Annotated in this window: 16 protein-coding genes and 1 tRNA gene; 6 read left to right on the top strand and 11 right to left on the bottom strand. The window is 66.4% G+C overall.

Annotation, left to right across the window (positions count from 1 at the left end):
* Nucleotides 1-9: 9 nt before the first annotated feature.
* Nucleotides 10-396 carry a hypothetical protein gene (locus BV210_RS12170; RefSeq protein ID WP_077206901.1) on the bottom strand — a complete coding sequence of 129 codons (387 nt, stop codon included), beginning with the start codon at nucleotides 394-396 and terminating at the stop codon, nucleotides 10-12.
* Nucleotides 397-705: 309 nt separating this feature from the next.
* On the opposite strand from BV210_RS12170, the gene BV210_RS12165 reads away from it, so the two are divergent.
* Together BV210_RS12165 and BV210_RS12160 are read left to right on the top strand one after the other, a co-directional pair.
* Nucleotides 706-1,353, top strand: a complete 648-nt coding sequence (locus tag BV210_RS12165; protein ID WP_077206900.1) for a hypothetical protein — start codon at nucleotides 706-708, stop codon at nucleotides 1,351-1,353.
* A gap of 37 nt (nucleotides 1,354-1,390) precedes the next feature.
* Nucleotides 1,391-1,936 carry a peptidylprolyl isomerase gene (locus tag BV210_RS12160; RefSeq protein ID WP_077206899.1) on the top strand — a complete coding sequence of 182 codons (546 nt, stop codon included), beginning with the start codon at nucleotides 1,391-1,393 and terminating at the stop codon, nucleotides 1,934-1,936.
* A 19-nt stretch (nucleotides 1,937-1,955) separates the two neighbouring features.
* Here BV210_RS12160 and BV210_RS12155 read toward each other — a convergent pair whose 3' ends face one another.
* Nucleotides 1,956-2,483, bottom strand: a complete 528-nt coding sequence (locus tag BV210_RS12155; RefSeq protein ID WP_077206898.1) for a DsrE family protein — start codon at nucleotides 2,481-2,483, stop codon at nucleotides 1,956-1,958.
* Nucleotides 2,484-2,629: 146 nt separating this feature from the next.
* Between BV210_RS12155 and BV210_RS12150 the strand changes: the two genes are divergently transcribed.
* Nucleotides 2,630-2,971 carry a ferredoxin gene (locus BV210_RS12150; protein WP_077206897.1) on the top strand — a complete coding sequence of 114 codons (342 nt, stop codon included), beginning with the start codon at nucleotides 2,630-2,632 and terminating at the stop codon, nucleotides 2,969-2,971.
* Here the strand turns inward: BV210_RS12150 and BV210_RS12145 are convergent, their stop codons facing one another.
* The 6 genes from BV210_RS12145 to BV210_RS12120 form a co-directional block, all read right to left on the bottom strand.
* Complete coding sequence (locus BV210_RS12145) at nucleotides 2,972-3,580, bottom strand: hypothetical protein (RefSeq protein ID WP_077206896.1); 609 nt, start codon at nucleotides 3,578-3,580, stop codon at nucleotides 2,972-2,974.
* 90 nt (nucleotides 3,581-3,670) lie between these two features.
* Nucleotides 3,671-5,464, bottom strand: coding sequence for an ABC transporter ATP-binding protein (locus tag BV210_RS12140; RefSeq protein WP_077206895.1), 1,794 nt, complete (start codon nucleotides 5,462-5,464; stop codon nucleotides 3,671-3,673).
* Nucleotides 5,461-6,576, bottom strand: a complete 1,116-nt coding sequence (locus BV210_RS12135) for an ABC transporter ATP-binding protein (protein ID WP_077206894.1) — start codon at nucleotides 6,574-6,576, stop codon at nucleotides 5,461-5,463. The genes BV210_RS12140 and BV210_RS12135 overlap by 4 nt, the downstream gene beginning before the upstream one ends.
* Nucleotide 6,577: 1 nt before the next feature.
* On the bottom strand, nucleotides 6,578-7,591 hold the full coding sequence (locus BV210_RS12130) for an ABC transporter permease (protein WP_077206893.1): 1,014 nt from the start codon (nucleotides 7,589-7,591) through the stop codon (nucleotides 6,578-6,580).
* A 3-nt stretch (nucleotides 7,592-7,594) separates the two neighbouring features.
* Nucleotides 7,595-8,620: an ABC transporter permease gene (locus tag BV210_RS12125; protein ID WP_077206892.1), complete on the bottom strand. Its 1,026-nt coding sequence runs from the start codon at nucleotides 8,618-8,620 to the stop codon at nucleotides 7,595-7,597.
* A 36-nt stretch (nucleotides 8,621-8,656) separates the two neighbouring features.
* Entirely contained in the window at nucleotides 8,657-10,243 is a 1,587-nt protein-coding gene (locus BV210_RS12120; RefSeq protein WP_077206891.1) for an ABC transporter substrate-binding protein, read from the bottom strand.
* 224 nt (nucleotides 10,244-10,467) lie between these two features.
* Between BV210_RS12120 and BV210_RS12115 the strand changes: the two genes are divergently transcribed.
* Nucleotides 10,468-10,551: transfer RNA gene (locus tag BV210_RS12115), tRNA-Leu, on the top strand.
* Nucleotides 10,552-11,109: 558 nt separating this feature from the next.
* Nucleotides 11,110-11,628 carry a DUF5813 family protein gene (locus tag BV210_RS12110; protein ID WP_077206890.1) on the top strand — a complete coding sequence of 173 codons (519 nt, stop codon included), beginning with the start codon at nucleotides 11,110-11,112 and terminating at the stop codon, nucleotides 11,626-11,628.
* On the opposite strand, the gene BV210_RS12105 is transcribed toward BV210_RS12110, so the two are convergent.
* The 3 genes from BV210_RS12105 to BV210_RS12095 form a co-directional block, all read right to left on the bottom strand.
* Nucleotides 11,629-12,051, bottom strand: a complete 423-nt coding sequence (locus tag BV210_RS12105; protein WP_077206889.1) for a DUF1648 domain-containing protein — start codon at nucleotides 12,049-12,051, stop codon at nucleotides 11,629-11,631.
* A gap of 304 nt (nucleotides 12,052-12,355) precedes the next feature.
* A complete protein-coding gene (locus BV210_RS12100; RefSeq protein WP_077206888.1) occupies nucleotides 12,356-12,586 on the bottom strand; it encodes an Lrp/AsnC family transcriptional regulator in 231 nt (76 codons plus the stop codon).
* 2 nt (nucleotides 12,587-12,588) lie between these two features.
* Nucleotides 12,589-13,278, bottom strand: a complete 690-nt coding sequence (locus BV210_RS12095; RefSeq protein WP_077206887.1) for a TrkA family potassium uptake protein — start codon at nucleotides 13,276-13,278, stop codon at nucleotides 12,589-12,591.
* A 110-nt stretch (nucleotides 13,279-13,388) separates the two neighbouring features.
* Between BV210_RS12095 and BV210_RS12090 the strand changes: the two genes are divergently transcribed.
* On the top strand, nucleotides 13,389-13,619 hold the full coding sequence (locus tag BV210_RS12090; protein WP_077206886.1) for an Lrp/AsnC ligand binding domain-containing protein: 231 nt from the start codon (nucleotides 13,389-13,391) through the stop codon (nucleotides 13,617-13,619).
* Nucleotides 13,620-13,664 lie beyond the last annotated feature (45 nt).

The raw sequence follows: 13,664 nt of genomic DNA, 5'->3' as shown, positions 1-13,664 counted from the left end.
ACCAGGTCGTCAGTTCCCGATCACGAAGCGAGCGAGAGCGTAGTCGACGCCGACGACGGCCGCGAACGCCAGCAGGACGGCGCCGTCGCCACCGAGGAGAGGGGCCGCGAGGACTATTACGGCGAGCAGTTGCGCTGCGACGGCGATCCCGGTGACGAGTCCCCAGCCAGCGGCGCGGGACGTATCGTAGGTTTTCGGCCAGTAGCTCCGATAGACGAAGGGTGGCAGGAACACGATGGCGAGTGTCGCGAACATCGCGGGGTAGGTCACCGTTCCCAGACGCTCGGTCAGGAAGAAGACGACCGGCAGCGCGATGGCGGCACAGACGAGGAAGATGGCCTTCTCGGGCGTCCACCAGTCCGCCGGACCCGACGCGTCGGCCTCTCGATTGCTCATGTCGGGTGCGTTGCGGACAGGCACGTAAAACAGGTACTGTCTGGGTCGGGCGGGTGCGGTTGCGGAGCCATTCGCATCCGGCGCGCTCTGCGCGCCGGTTCACCGAAAGACGCGAAGCGTCTTTCGAGCCTTCGTTCGTTCCCTGCGGTCACTCACGAAGACACCGCGAGCGCGCCTTCGGCGCGACTCGCGGAACGTTTTTCGCCCACGTTTTTGCAAGCGGGGTGCGCGAACGGAGTGAGCGCACCCCCCGCAGTAAAAAGGTGGGTGGTCGGAGGCCTTATCGGTCCCAGTCACCTCGATTGGGCTATGGACGACGACAGGGCGCCGAGCGGGCGGCTCTCGACCGGTGTAGAGTTGCTCGACAGCGGGCTCGGCGGCGGGATACCGGCGGGGAGTCTGGTGGCGGTGTCGGCGCTGCCGCGGGCACAGAGCGAGCCGCTCCTGTACGCGATGGCGGCGGCGAACTCGACGCGTTACCTCTCGGCGTTGCGGCCGGCGGAGGAGGTGGCCGACTCGTTGACGACGGCGGCCCAGGTCGGGAGGGACGCGCTCGACGTGGACGTGCGGGGCGTCGACGGTGACGACGTGCTGGCATCGCCCGAGGAGTTTCTCGGGGGGCTGGACGCGGGATCGCTGCTGGTCCTCGATCCGACGACGGAACTCGAACAGGGCGACCGGACCCGGTATCGGGAGTTTCTGGATACCGCGAAGCGGGCGCTGCGGATGACCGACAGCGTCGGCCTCTTTCACTGTCACGAGAACACGCCCTCGGTCCTGCGGCGGGACATGACCCTTGCCCGGGCGGATCAGGTGTGGGACGTACGGATGGACGTGGTCGACCGGTCGGTCAAGACCTGTCTGGCGGTCACGAAGGTCCGGGGTGGGACGCCGTTCGGGCTGGTGGAGCTGTCCTTCGACGAGGCGGGCGTGACGGCGACCGTGGGTCGGGACTAACACCAGACTTTTCCGCGGACCGAGCGGAGTGAGAGCCATGAGTGACCTGGCAGTGACGCTGCACACGAACCACGGCGACATCGAGATCGACCTCTTCGACGAGCGCGCACCCAAGACGGTCGAGAACTTCGTCAACCTCGCGGAACACGATCCGGCGGCAGACGACGAGCCCGCCGTCGAGACGACGACGTGGGAGGACCCCGAGAGCGGCGAGGTTCGCGGCGACTCGCTGTACGAGGGCGTCACTTTCCACCGGATCATCGAGGACTTCATGATCCAGGGCGGGGATCCCACGGGGACCGGCCGCGGCGGCCCCGGCTACCAGTTCGACGACGAGTTCCACGAGGACCTGCGCCACGACGGTCCCGGCAAGCTCTCGATGGCCAACAGCGGTCCCAACACGAACGGCTCGCAGTTTTTCATCACACTGGACGCTCAGCCCCACCTCGACGACAAACACGCCGTCTTCGGCGAGGTCACGGACGGCATGGACGTGGTCGAGGAGATCGGCAACGTGCCGACCGACGGGCAGGACAAGCCCCACGACCCCGTCGAGATCGAAAGCGTCACGATCCACCGGTAACAGCCCGCATTCGGCCCCCTCAGGGGGTCTTGATGTACCCGTACCCCTCGGACTGTAGGCGTGACAGCTCGCCCACGCCGGAGGGGACCGACTCCGCGTCCGGGAGCAGATCGGACTCCGCGACGCCGAGAGCGTCCATCGAGTTCGAGCAGACCAGCAGGGAGACGCCTCGTTCGGCCAGCGTCGCGACGGCCTCGGCGTGACTCGTTCCGGATTCGGTCAGCAACTCGATCCCCGACCCGTTCGTGACCAGGGCGACCTCGGCCGTTTCGACCGTCTCGTCGGCGAGCAGGTTCCGGACGTTCGCGACCGCGTGCCCCTGTTCGTCGGGCGCGCCGGAGAAGTGAAAGACCGTCTTCGTGCCGGCCGGTTCGGCTTCTCGATCGTCGGTCCCTTCCGAAGTGCGATCGGTCGTCGACGTCGCGGCCGGCGAGTCCGACGGCGAGGTGCCCGCCGACTGGCCGCCGGCACACCCGGCCAGACCGACTGCGGCGGCGAGACCGCCGGCCGCCTGGAGGACGCGACGTCGCTTCGTATCGAGATCCATACCGACACCTCGGGCCCGAGAGATATTACTAGGCGGGCAGTAATGGCCCGCGTCCCGACCGAGGAGTACAGGGGAGTTGCGACGCCCTCTTCCGAGTGGTCGGCCGGAAGCGACAACGGAAAGACCGCCCAGTACCAATCGGGGGTATGAGCGAGGCGGAGGAACCCGTAGATCCCAGCGAGATCGGCGAGCAGGACGCGCCGCCGGTCGAGGAGAAGCCGTACAAGATCATCTTCGAGGCGAACAAGTGCTTCGGCGCGGGGAAGTGCGCCGAGTACTCCGACAACTGGAGTCTCGACATCTCGACGGGCATCGCAAAGCCCGAGACCTACTTCTTCGGCGAGGAGGAGCTCGACCACAATATCGCGGCCGCGGAGGCCTGTCCGGCGAAAAAGGACCGAGGGATCATCCACGTCGTCGACCGCCGGACCGACGAGGAGATCGCGCCCGATCCGGAGGGCGACGGGACGCTCAGCGTCGACTGGTAGTTACCGCTCGGCGTTCTCGTCGTGTAGCGGTTCCGAGTGATCGGTCACGTCCCGGAGTCCTTCGGCGTCTTCGGAGCGGTAGACGCCGGCGTTGCGGTGCTGGTCGGCGTCCTCGACGAGTCGGCCGTCCTCGCGCTGGCGTTCGATCACGGTTCGAGCCTCGTCCCTGCTGATTCGGCCGACCACGCTCAGCACGGATTCGAGTTCCCGTTCCGGGACGCCGAGGTCGGTATCGGCCGAGGCAGCCGGGAAGCCATCCACGTCCTGAAGGAAGCCGACGTAGGCTTCGGCGTCGGCCGAGTCGCCGAGTTCGTCGTGCCACGACTGGGGATAGACGCTGATGCGGTCGTCGCCGAGGCGGTAGAGGAGACCGTCGTCGAACTCGTTCGTGTCGGTGAGGGCGTCGTCGACGGCGGAGAGGAACGACTCGGCGTCGAAGGCGTAATCGCGTTCCTCGGCCAGCCGGTCGGCGTACGCCTCGAGCGTCTCGCGGTCGAGGCCGTCCGTCTCGGGGTGGTGGCGTTCGATCAGCGTCAGCAGGTCGATCGTGGTCATCGATTCGCCCTCGTGTTTGATCTCCGCAACGGCGTCGTCGGAGAGTGTGACCATGCCGGCGGCTTGCGCCGGACGCCGCATAAGCCACCGGCACGCACAGGCAAGGACGGTGGCGAGAAGACCGGGCGACCGCCCGAGCGGCCCCTAGTCCTGCCGGTGGCAGGCCACGAACGCGTCGTCGCCGAACTCGGTGGGCACGTCGTAGGCCGGTTCCGCCGTCGCACAGGGACTCTGCTCGGCGAAGGCGGTCTGGAGGCGGTCGTTCGCGCGCTCCCAGTCCTCGGCCGCGAGGGCGTCGATGGCCGCGCGGACGTGCTCTCCGGCCTCGCCGTCGGGGAGGCCATCCGGGAACCAGTTGTTCCGGATTCGCTCCGCGGCGTCGAGGCTGACGGCCTGGCGCTCCACGTCGTCGCGGAAGGCGGCGACCGCCTCCCGGTCGTGCTCGGGCAGGTCGGCGAGCGTGGCCTCGGAGAGTTCGTCGAGGCGGTCCGCGGCCGCGTCCCACTCGCCGTTGGAGACGCGCCGCACCGCGGCGGTCACGGCGTCTCCGGCCTCGCCGCGGGGGAAGCCGTCCGGGAAGTACTCCCGGCGGACGAACCGCTCGGGGGTGACCCCGACCTGCCGGCGGTCCACCTGGCGCATGAACGTCCGGACCTCGTCCCACCGCTCCGCGTCGAGGTCGTACGCCTCGGGGGCGATGAGGACCGGACAGCGCGTGCGGAACCGACAGCCAGACGGCGGGTCGATGGGACTGGGCACCTCGCCTTCGAGGACGCTCCGCGCGCCATCCGCCCGCGGGTCCGGCACCGGGATGGCGTCGAGCAGCGCCTCCGTGTAGGGGTGTTTGGGGTTCTCGAACAGTTCCTCGCGGTGGGCCACCTCGGCGAGTTGCCCGAGGTACATCACCGCGACGCGGTCGGAGATGTGCCGGATGACGCTCAGGTCGTGGGCGATGAACAGGTAGGTCAGCCCGAACTCCTCCTGGAGGTCCCGCATGGTGTTGAGCACCTGCGCCTGAATGGACACGTCCAGCGCCGACACGGGTTCGTCACAGACGACGAAGTCCGGGTCGACCGAGAGCGCGCGAGCGAGGTTGATGCGCTGGCGCTGGCCCCCGGAGAACGCGTGCGGGTAGCGGTTGTAGTGCTGTGGATCCAGGCCGACCTTCTCGAGGAGTTCGCGCGCTCGCGACCGTCTGAGGTCGTCTTTCGAGGCCGTCACCAGCACGCGCACCGCGACGGTCTCCGACGCCTCGTCGACCGTGACCTCGGTCCCGAGGTGGGGATTCTCGACCGTCACGGCGACCGGGTCCTCGCCGTCGCCGTCGCGGACCGTGACGTGGGCCGTCGCGACCCCGTCGGTCGTGGCCACGGCCATATCGACGTCGTCGTCCACGTCGACGGTCGTCTCGTAGCGCGTCTCGTCGGTGACGGTGGCGGTCGTGGTCACGTCGGGGTTCGACTCGGGCAGGTCGTGGGCCTGCATCGGTTCCTCGACGATCGTCCCGACTTTCATCCGCGGGTCGAGCGAGGACTTCGACGCCTGGAAGATCATCTGGACGTCCTTGCGGACCTCGCGGAGTCGGTCGCCGTCCATCTCGGCCAGGTTCTCGCCCCGGTAGTAGACGTCGCCCGCGGTCGGTTCGAGCAACTGGAGGACGGTCCGGGCGAGCGTGCTCTTCCCGCACCCGGACTCGCCGACCAGTCCCAGAGTCTCGCCCTCCTCGATGGTCAGGGAGACGTCTTCGACGGCGCGGACCTGCTCGGACTCCAGCCCGAAGGGCAGGCCGTCCGACTCGGGGTCGTAGGAGAGCCGGGAGAGGAGGCCGTCGTCGTTCGAGAAGTGTTTTGTCACCCCGTCGAGTTCCAGGAGCGGAGCGTCGTCGGACGCCTCGCCGTCATTCTCCGAGCCCCGTTCGGGTTCCACCTGTCGGCTCATCGGTCACCTCCGGCGAGGTCGACGTCGAAGCCGCCCTCCGTCCGGTCCGTGAGCGGACGGCTCGACTCGTAGTCGGCCCCGAAGACGTCGTGTTTGAGGCAGGCCGACCGGTGGGGTCGGTCGCCGTCGTCGGCGACGGTGCGACAGTCCGGCTCCGTCTGGCGACAGACCTCGCGAGCGTCGGGACAGCGGGTGTGGAACCGACAGCCAGACGGCGGGTCGATGGCTTCCGGCATGACGCCCTCGATGGGATCGAGTTCGGCGACCGTCTCGTCCGGTCGCGGGATCGAGTTCAGGAGCGCCTCGGTGTAGGGGTGGTGGGTGTCGTAGAACAGGTCGTCGACGTCGGCCTGCTCGACGATTTCGCCGAGGTACATGACGTTCACACGGTCACAGATCTCGGAGACGACGCCCATGTCGTGGGTGACCCACAGGAAACTGGTGTCGTAGCGGTCCTGCAGGTCCGAGACGAGTTCGAGGATCTGTCCCTCGACGGTGACGTCCAGCGCCGTCGTCGGTTCGTCGGCGACGACCAGCGAGGGTTCACAGGCCAGCGCCATGGCGATGAGCACGCGCTGGCGCATCCCGCCGGAGAACTGGTGGGGGTAGTCGTCGAACCGCGCCGCGGGTTCGGGGATGCCGACCTCTTCGAGCATCGCGATGGCCTCGTCTCTGGCGGCCGCGCTCGACATGTCGCGGTTGCGCTCGACGAACTCGCGTAACTGCCCGCCGACGGAGTAGACGGGGTTGAGCGACTCCATCGGGTCCTGGAAGACGATGGCGATCTCCCGGCCGCGGATCCGTGAGCGCATCTCGGCGTCCGAGAGCGTCTCGTCGGTCCGGACCGGGTCGCCGTCGTCGTCGTGCTCTACCTCCAGGATCGTCTCACCCCGAAACTCGACGCGACCGCCGACGATCTCGCCGGGCGACTCGACGAGTCGCAGGATCGAGGCGGTGGCGACGCTCTTGCCGGCCCCGGATTCGCCCACGAGGCCGACGATCTCGCCCTCGTGGACCTCGAAGGAGATGCCGTCGACCGCCTGGACGACGCCGTCGGCGGTGACAAAGTGCGTTCGCAGGTCTTCGACGCGTAGGAGTGGTTCCGTGGTCATGTCAGTTGTCGAGTCGTGGATCGAGTGCGTCTCGCAGGCCGTCGCCGAAGAGGTTGAACCCGACGACGGTGATCAGGATGGCCAGTCCGGGCCAGATGCTGTAGAACGGACTGGCGATCATCGAATTGCGCGACTGGGACAGCATCGCGCCCCAGGACGGCGTCGGTGGCTGGACGCCGAACCCGAGGAACGAGAGGCCGGCGACGATCAGGATGGCGCTGCCGATGCGCAGCGTCCCCTGGACCAGTACCGGCGCGAAACTGTTCGGGATGACGTGGCGACGGATGATGTTCCGGTCGCGGACGCCGGCCGCGCGCGCCGCGTCGATGTACTCCTCCTCGCGCACGCTGACGACCCGCGAGCGGATGAGGCGGGCGAACTCCGGGATGGAGACGATCCCGACGCCGATCATGGCGAAGGTCAGGTCGCGGCCGAGTGCCGCCATGAACGCGAGCACCAGCACGAGGAAGGGGATAGCGTACAGCGTCTCGACCAGGCGCATCAACACGTCGTCGACGACGCCGCCGTAGTAGCCCGCGACCGCGCCGACGAGCGTCCCGCCGACCATCCCGACGGCCGTCGCGATGACGGCCACCTGAATGGCGATGCGGGAGCCGTAGATTATCCGCAGCAGGATGTCCCGGCCGCGGTTGTCGGTCCCGAGCGGGTGGGCCCACGTCCCTTCCCCGGCGGTGTTCTCCAACCCGACTGGGGGGAGAAACTGGGGCGTGTTCGCGGGTTCGGCCAGCGGACTCATCCAGACCGATTTGGCGATCACGTACTTCTCGAATCCGAGCCACGGGAGCACCACGCCGTCCACGAACGAGACCGTCGCCATCGTGGTCACGACGAGGATGATTCCGAGCCCGAGCAGCGCCGTCGGATCGCGTTTGATCTGGCCGACGGTGTATCGCCAGCCGACGCGGGCCTCGAAGTCCTCCTCGTCGTCCTCGGTGTCTGTTATCTTGTCGTCCGATCTGATTGCCGTCGTGGAATCGTCAGTCGGGGTCGCCATGGATCACTCACGCTCCCCGTAGCTGACCCGCGGATCGACGTAGGCGTACGAGATGTCGGTGAGGATGACGCCCACGACGAAGATGAAGCTCACCACGAGCGTCGTCCCCATGATCACGGGGTAATCGAGCGAGTAGATAGACTGGACGATCAGCCGGCCCATGCCGTTGATCTCGAACACCGTCTCGGTCAGGACCGCGCCGCTGAACGCCGCCGACAGCTGCAGTCCGATGATCGTGATGACCGGCAACTGGGCGTTCCGGAAGGCGTGTTTCCGGAGGATGGTTCGTTCCGGCACGCCGTAGGCTCGCGCCAGGCGCACGTAGTCCTCCGAGAGGACTTCCAGCATCGAGGAGCGCTCGATGCGCGTGATGGCGGCCATCTGGAGGGTGCCGAGCGTCAGCATGGGGAGCAGGAGGTTCGTCCCGGCGATACCCAGCACGCGGGCCCGTGCGACGATCCGGTCGAGCAGTCCGGGACCGGCCGTCAGTCCGAATTCGGCCGGGTCCGCCCACGGCATGACGAGGTTCGTCGCGGGCAACCAGCCGAGGTGGTAGGCGAAGATCAGGATGAGCATCAGCCCGATCCAAAAGGAGGGCGTGCTCACGCCGATCAGCGAGACGACGCGGGCGGCGTGGTCCGTTGGCTCGTTCCGTCGCTTGGCCGAGATGACGCCCAGGGGCACGGCGGTGGCGATCGCGAAGACGAAACTGGAGACGATGAGCAGCATCGTCGGCGGGAGCCGTTCCATGATCTTCTGGGTGACGGGCACGCCGTACTCGAGGCTGGTCCCCAGGTCGCCCTGCAGGACGCCGGCCACGTAGTTGACGTACCGGACCGGCAGTGGCTGGTTGAGGCCGTACTTCGCCTTGATGGCCTCGGCGGCGGTCTGACTCGGTGACGGTCCGAGCATGATATCCACCGGGTTCCCGGGAATGGCGTTCGAGAGGAAGAACGTGATCGTCACGACGCCGAGCAAGACCGGGACGGCCTGCAGCAGACGACGCAGCGTATAGCGGTAGATCCCCACGTCTCGTCACCTCCATGAGTCTCGTTCCTGCATAGCTCACTGGAGCGAGACGTTGTTGTGGCCCGAGGTGAAGTGGAACTGGTCGATGGGATGGGCCGCGAAGTCCGAGACGCGATTGCGGACGCCGAAGTTGTTCTTCAGCGCGTACGCCGGCAGGTGGACCCGGTCTTCGAGCAGCGTCGGAACGGCCTCTTCGTACAGTCGTTTCCGCTCGTCCCGGTCGGTCGACTCGCGAGCGTCCATGATCTGCTGGTCGACCGTGTCGTTGTCGTAGTACGAGCCGTTCGTGACGCCTTCCATCTCCTGGGAGAACAGGAAGTACATGAAGGTGTCGGGGTCGGCCGCGCCCGACCAGCCGAGCGTGAACATGTTGTAGTCGCTGGCCTCACCGGTGACGTACTGGTTGGTGAACTTCCCCCAGTCGAGTCGCTGGACGGTGGCGTCGAACCCGGCTTCCTTGATGCCGTTGGCGACGGAGATGCCGACCTGTTCGCGCTTGTTGTCCGGCGGGACGATGATCCGCGCCGACCAGTCGCTCGGGACGGCGTCGCTCGACTCGAGCATGGACTTGCCCCGGTCGATGTCCTTCTCGTGGCGGATCCCCTTCCAGTCGTCGACGGGGAAGTCCCACTCCTCGGACACCTGTTCCGGCACCGGCGCGTACTGGCGCACGCCCGACGGTTCGACGAACTGTGAGACGGCTTCGTCCATCGAGACCAGGTAGTCGATGGCCTCGCGGACCTCCGCGTTCTGGGTCGGCCCCTCGTTGCAGTTGAACGCGAGGTAGAAGTAGCTCACGCTGGGTACGGCGTTGATGCTTGCCTTGTCCATGTTCTCGACGGTACTCCAGGAGTTCGGCGGGACGGTCTTGATGACGTCGTTCTTGCCGGTCTTGAGCGTCGTGACGCGCGTCGTGCCCTCGGTAACTGGCTTGAACTCGATGGTCTCGACGTTCGGCGTCGGATCGGCCCAGTAATCGCCCCACTTCTTGAGGCGGACGTACTCCCCTTGCTTCCACTCGTCGAACTCGTACGGGCCGGCGCCCACGGGGTTTTCCTTGTTGAACGACTGCTTGTTCCCTTCACGCGCGGACTTGGAGACGATCTCGAAGGGGAGATAGTGTTTGAAGGCCCCGAACTGGTACTTCAGGTCGAACTGTACGGTCTTCTCGTCGACGGCCGTCGCCGACTCGATCATGTTGAACTCCCCCGCGTTCTCGGTGCTCTCTTTGACCGGCTGGCGGAAGGTGTACGTCACGTCCTCGGCGGTGACGGTGTCGCCGTTCTGGAACGTGGCATCGTCTTTGAGTTCGACGATCCAGCGTTGGCCGCCGCGTTCGACCTCCGGCATCGATTTGGCGATGGACGGGTTCAGCTCCGTCTCCGCGCCGTACGTGTACAGCGAGTCGAAGATCAACTGGGCGATCTCCGCCGACGGGACGTCGTTGAGGACGATCGGGTCGAACTCGATCGGCCCTTTCGCCTGTGCGAACTTCAGTTTCGAACTACTCTCGGTGTTCCCGGAACACCCTGCGAGACTGCCGAGTGCGAGCGTTGCACCGGCACCTCCCAGGAGCTTTCGTCGGGTGATCGAGTCGATAATTCCATCGTTTCCAGCGTTCATTGTGTTACTCCGAACACACGAACGTGACTTGACCCCGTCAAAAAGATTGTGTTAGTTTATACCACATTCGAGTGCCTAAAATGGTAATTGATGACTGTCATTGCACATCGACGCACATACCTGTTGTTCCGGTTTCAGGTTCGTGTCAGTCCAGCCGCGACCGTGAACTGGGGGAGATTGCGGACCGAAACCGACAAACCCCTCACGGATGGAGGGGGAACTGTGCGAGGGTAGCCAAGCCTGGAAACGGCGGCGGACTTAAGATCCGCTCCCGTAGGGGTCCAGGGGTTCAAATCCCCTCCCTCGCATGAGACCGCGCCACATTCCGTGGCGCGGGCGAATCGTTGTGGGATTTGAATCAGGGAGTGAGAGGTGAGTGAGCGAAGCGAGCGAACGGGAACGACCGTGGTTCAAATCCCCTCCCTCGCATGGAGTCGCGCCACATTCCGTGGCGCGACGGAATCGTCGGAGGGTTTGAACCCTGCCAGTGGCAGCCCGCACAGCGAGCGAAGCGAGCGAGCAGGAACCTCTGGCTCCGGTTCAAATCCCCTCCCTCGCATGAGACCGCGCCACATTCCGTGGCGCGGGCGAATCGTTGTGGGATTTGAATCAGGGAGTGAGAGGTGAGTGAGCGAAGCGAGCGAACGGGAACGACCGTGGTTCAAATCCCCTCCCTCGCATGGAGTCGCGCTGCAATCCGCAGCGCGACGGAATCGTCGGAGGATTTGAATGAGGCCAGACGCAGCGCGACCGAAGGGAGCGACCGTCTGGACGTAGTTCAGATCCCCTCCCTCGCAGGACTTCTCTCACGTAGAATCGAGCACCGACACAACGGGCTTTTGCCGGCTGCTCGCGTACTGGGTGGCATGACAGACGGGATTCCGGAGCGGGCGGAACGAGCGTTCGAGGGCCACGGGGCCTTCGAGCGCGACGGTGACGAGTTCGTCGTGACGACGACGCGGTTCGAGGGGCGCGTGACCGCGAGCGAGACCGACGACTGGGCGCTTTCCTACCGGCTGGTCGTCCGGACACCGATGCTGTCTTCGGCCGTGGACGGCGAGGTCGGCGACGCGGTAGAGTCGGGCTGGTTCGACACGTTCGAGCGTCGTCTCGAAGACGTGTCGTCGGTCACTCGAACCGACGTGGAACTGGATTCGGTGACGCTCACCGAGGACGACGGCGAGGCGGTCGCCGAATTCGACTTCGAGTTCGGGAACGCCGACCACGCGCCCGACGTCGTGAAGGCCTTCGCGGAGTACGTGGAAGGGACCTACGTCGAGGGCGTCGTGCCGGGCTACGACTACGAGGGCGTCGTCGCGGATCTGCTGGGCGAGGCCGCGACTGGCGGCGGCGAGGGCGGTCAGCGCGGCGGCACGCCGCTGTAATCAGGGGATTCCGAGTCCGTACTCGCGGACGGCGGTGTAGGCGACGACCAGGGCACCCCACGCGAGGACGCCGAGCAGGACGAGATCGAACGGGACGGCATAGCCGAGATTCCACGCGAGGACGAGCCCCTGGATCGCCGCCAGCAGGAGCATCGTGGCGACGGTGACGAACACGATAGTGCGAGGATCGTCAGGGGGATCGACGCGGACGGCCCACTTCAGGACGAGATGGGTCAGGACCATCCCCGCGGGAACGGCGGCGACGCCGACCGCCTTCGGGACGAAGTTGTCGGGTTGGCCCGACGCGGAGAAGTGGATCGCCATCTCGGCGGGGAGTTCGGGGTAGACGGCGAGGCCGGCCAGCGCGGTGACGGCGGCCAGTCCGACGCTGACGGTGTCGAGGTGGTTCAGCGACCGAGCCATTGGGGGTGGTGTCGGCTGTCGGAGACAAGTGTGTACCGGAGCGGTGCGGGTCGCGGTCGCCGTGCAGTTGTCGTGCGTTCCCGGTGACTGTGCGGTATGGCCAGCATCCGCGGCGCGAAGCGCCGCGGTTCACTCCGCGCGAGGCGAAGCCGAGCGCGGAGGGAGTTTTTCACGCACGTTTTTGCAATAGTGAGGGACCGGAGGTCCCTCATACCATGCGAACGGGCGCTATGCGCCCGTGAGCAGAAGGGGGTTCCGCAGGGTGCCTTCGGCACCCGAGGAATCCCCCTGCAGTAAAAAGGTGCTAGTCCATCGCGATGTACGTCTGCGTGGACTCGACGCCGTCGATTTCCTGAATGCCGGAGGCGGCGACGTCCTTGACGGCGGCGGGGGAGTCCACGTCCACTTTGGCGATGAAGTCCACGTCGCCGGCGACGATGGAGCACTCGACGACGCCGGAGACGGCGTCGATGTCGGCCTTGATGCGGTCGGCGTCACCAGTGTGGGCCTTCACCATGACGTAGGCGACGACCACGGTCAGACACCTCCTGCGGCGGCGGCCCGGCCCTGTGCGTCGCCGACGACGATGCGGCGCACGTCGTCCAGCACGCCGAAGTCGGCGAGGACGACCATCCGGTCACCGGCCTCCAGCGACGCGTCGGCGTCGGGGAGGCCGTAGGAGGCGTCCTGCTTGCCGAAGGCCAGCACTCTCGATTTGGCGGGCAGTTCGAGTTCGCTGAGGGTGTAGCCACGCATCGGCGCGTCCTGGGTCACGGTCAACTCGACCATCTGGAGGTTGCGGGCGATGTCGGCGACGGCACGGATGGACCCGCCCATCAGGGCGTTCTTGGCGGCGATGGCACCCAGCCGTTCGGGGTAGATCACCTCGTCGACCTCGGAGGCGTACTTCCGGTAGATGTCCTCGCGGTAGTCCTCGTCGATTCTCAAGACTGTTCGACAGCCGTGGTGTTTCGCGATCATACAGGCGATGAAGTTGTCGTTCAGGTCGCCCGACAGCGCGCCGAGGGCGTCCGCGGTGGCCAGATCGGCCTTCGCGAGGACCTCCTCGGTCGAGCCGTCGCCCTCGATCACGTCGAACCCTTCCTTGCGAGCGCGGTCGACCGAGGTCGGGTCGCGCTCGACGACGACGACCTCGTGGCCGCTCTCCTGCAGGACGCGGGCGGTCCGGAGGCCGACACGTCCGGCACCCACGATAACGAATCTCATATGCCACATTCTGCCACGGGAAGGCTTAAAACTATCCCGACCGGGCCGACGCGACCCCCGGGGGAGCGACCGGATAAACACTTTTGATGTGTGGTAGAGTAGCAAGGGCCATGGTCCGGGCCTACATCATGGTGAAGACGGCGGCGGGCAAATCGGAGGCGTTACTCGAAGCGACACGGGCGCAATCGGGAGTCACCGAGGCGCACATCGTCGCCGGGAAGTACGACATCATCATCGAGGCCCAGGGCGAGGAGGTCTACGATGTGATGCACTCGGTCGCGACGGACGTGCGGAACTTAGACGGCGTCGCGGACACGCGTACGTACATCTGTCTGGAGTGAGCGGCGCGGCGGCCTCACTCTCCATCCCGGGTGCTCGCGTCGGTT

The organism is Halorientalis sp. IM1011 (assembly GCF_001989615.1).
Classification (GTDB): Archaea; Halobacteriota; Halobacteria; order Halobacteriales; family Haloarculaceae; genus Halorientalis.
Note: the sequence above shows the minus strand (reverse complement) of the source record. Positions and strands in the feature narration are given on the sequence as shown.

Excerpts from the sequence above, each read along its gene's own strand:
- BV210_RS12170 (WP_077206901.1), bottom strand. The coding sequence starts at position 396 with ATGAGCAATCGAGAGGCCGACGCGTCGGGTCCGGCGGACTGGTGGACG.
- BV210_RS12165 (WP_077206900.1), top strand. The coding sequence starts at position 706 with ATGGACGACGACAGGGCGCCGAGCGGGCGGCTCTCGACCGGTGTAGAG.
- BV210_RS12160 (WP_077206899.1), top strand. The coding sequence starts at position 1,391 with ATGAGTGACCTGGCAGTGACGCTGCACACGAACCACGGCGACATCGAG.
- BV210_RS12155 (WP_077206898.1), bottom strand. The coding sequence starts at position 2,483 with ATGGATCTCGATACGAAGCGACGTCGCGTCCTCCAGGCGGCCGGCGGT.
- BV210_RS12150 (WP_077206897.1), top strand. The coding sequence starts at position 2,630 with ATGAGCGAGGCGGAGGAACCCGTAGATCCCAGCGAGATCGGCGAGCAG.
- BV210_RS12145 (WP_077206896.1), bottom strand. The coding sequence starts at position 3,580 with ATGGTCACACTCTCCGACGACGCCGTTGCGGAGATCAAACACGAGGGC.
- BV210_RS12140 (WP_077206895.1), bottom strand. The coding sequence starts at position 5,464 with ATGAGCCGACAGGTGGAACCCGAACGGGGCTCGGAGAATGACGGCGAG.
- BV210_RS12135 (WP_077206894.1), bottom strand. The coding sequence starts at position 6,576 with ATGACCACGGAACCACTCCTACGCGTCGAAGACCTGCGAACGCACTTT.
- BV210_RS12130 (WP_077206893.1), bottom strand. The coding sequence starts at position 7,591 with ATGGCGACCCCGACTGACGATTCCACGACGGCAATCAGATCGGACGAC.
- BV210_RS12120 (WP_077206891.1), bottom strand. The coding sequence starts at position 10,243 with ATGAACGCTGGAAACGATGGAATTATCGACTCGATCACCCGACGAAAG.
- BV210_RS12110 (WP_077206890.1), top strand. The coding sequence starts at position 11,110 with ATGACAGACGGGATTCCGGAGCGGGCGGAACGAGCGTTCGAGGGCCAC.
- BV210_RS12105 (WP_077206889.1), bottom strand. The coding sequence starts at position 12,051 with ATGGCTCGGTCGCTGAACCACCTCGACACCGTCAGCGTCGGACTGGCC.
- BV210_RS12095 (WP_077206887.1), bottom strand. The coding sequence starts at position 13,278 with ATGAGATTCGTTATCGTGGGTGCCGGACGTGTCGGCCTCCGGACCGCC.
- BV210_RS12090 (WP_077206886.1), top strand. The coding sequence starts at position 13,389 with ATGGTCCGGGCCTACATCATGGTGAAGACGGCGGCGGGCAAATCGGAG.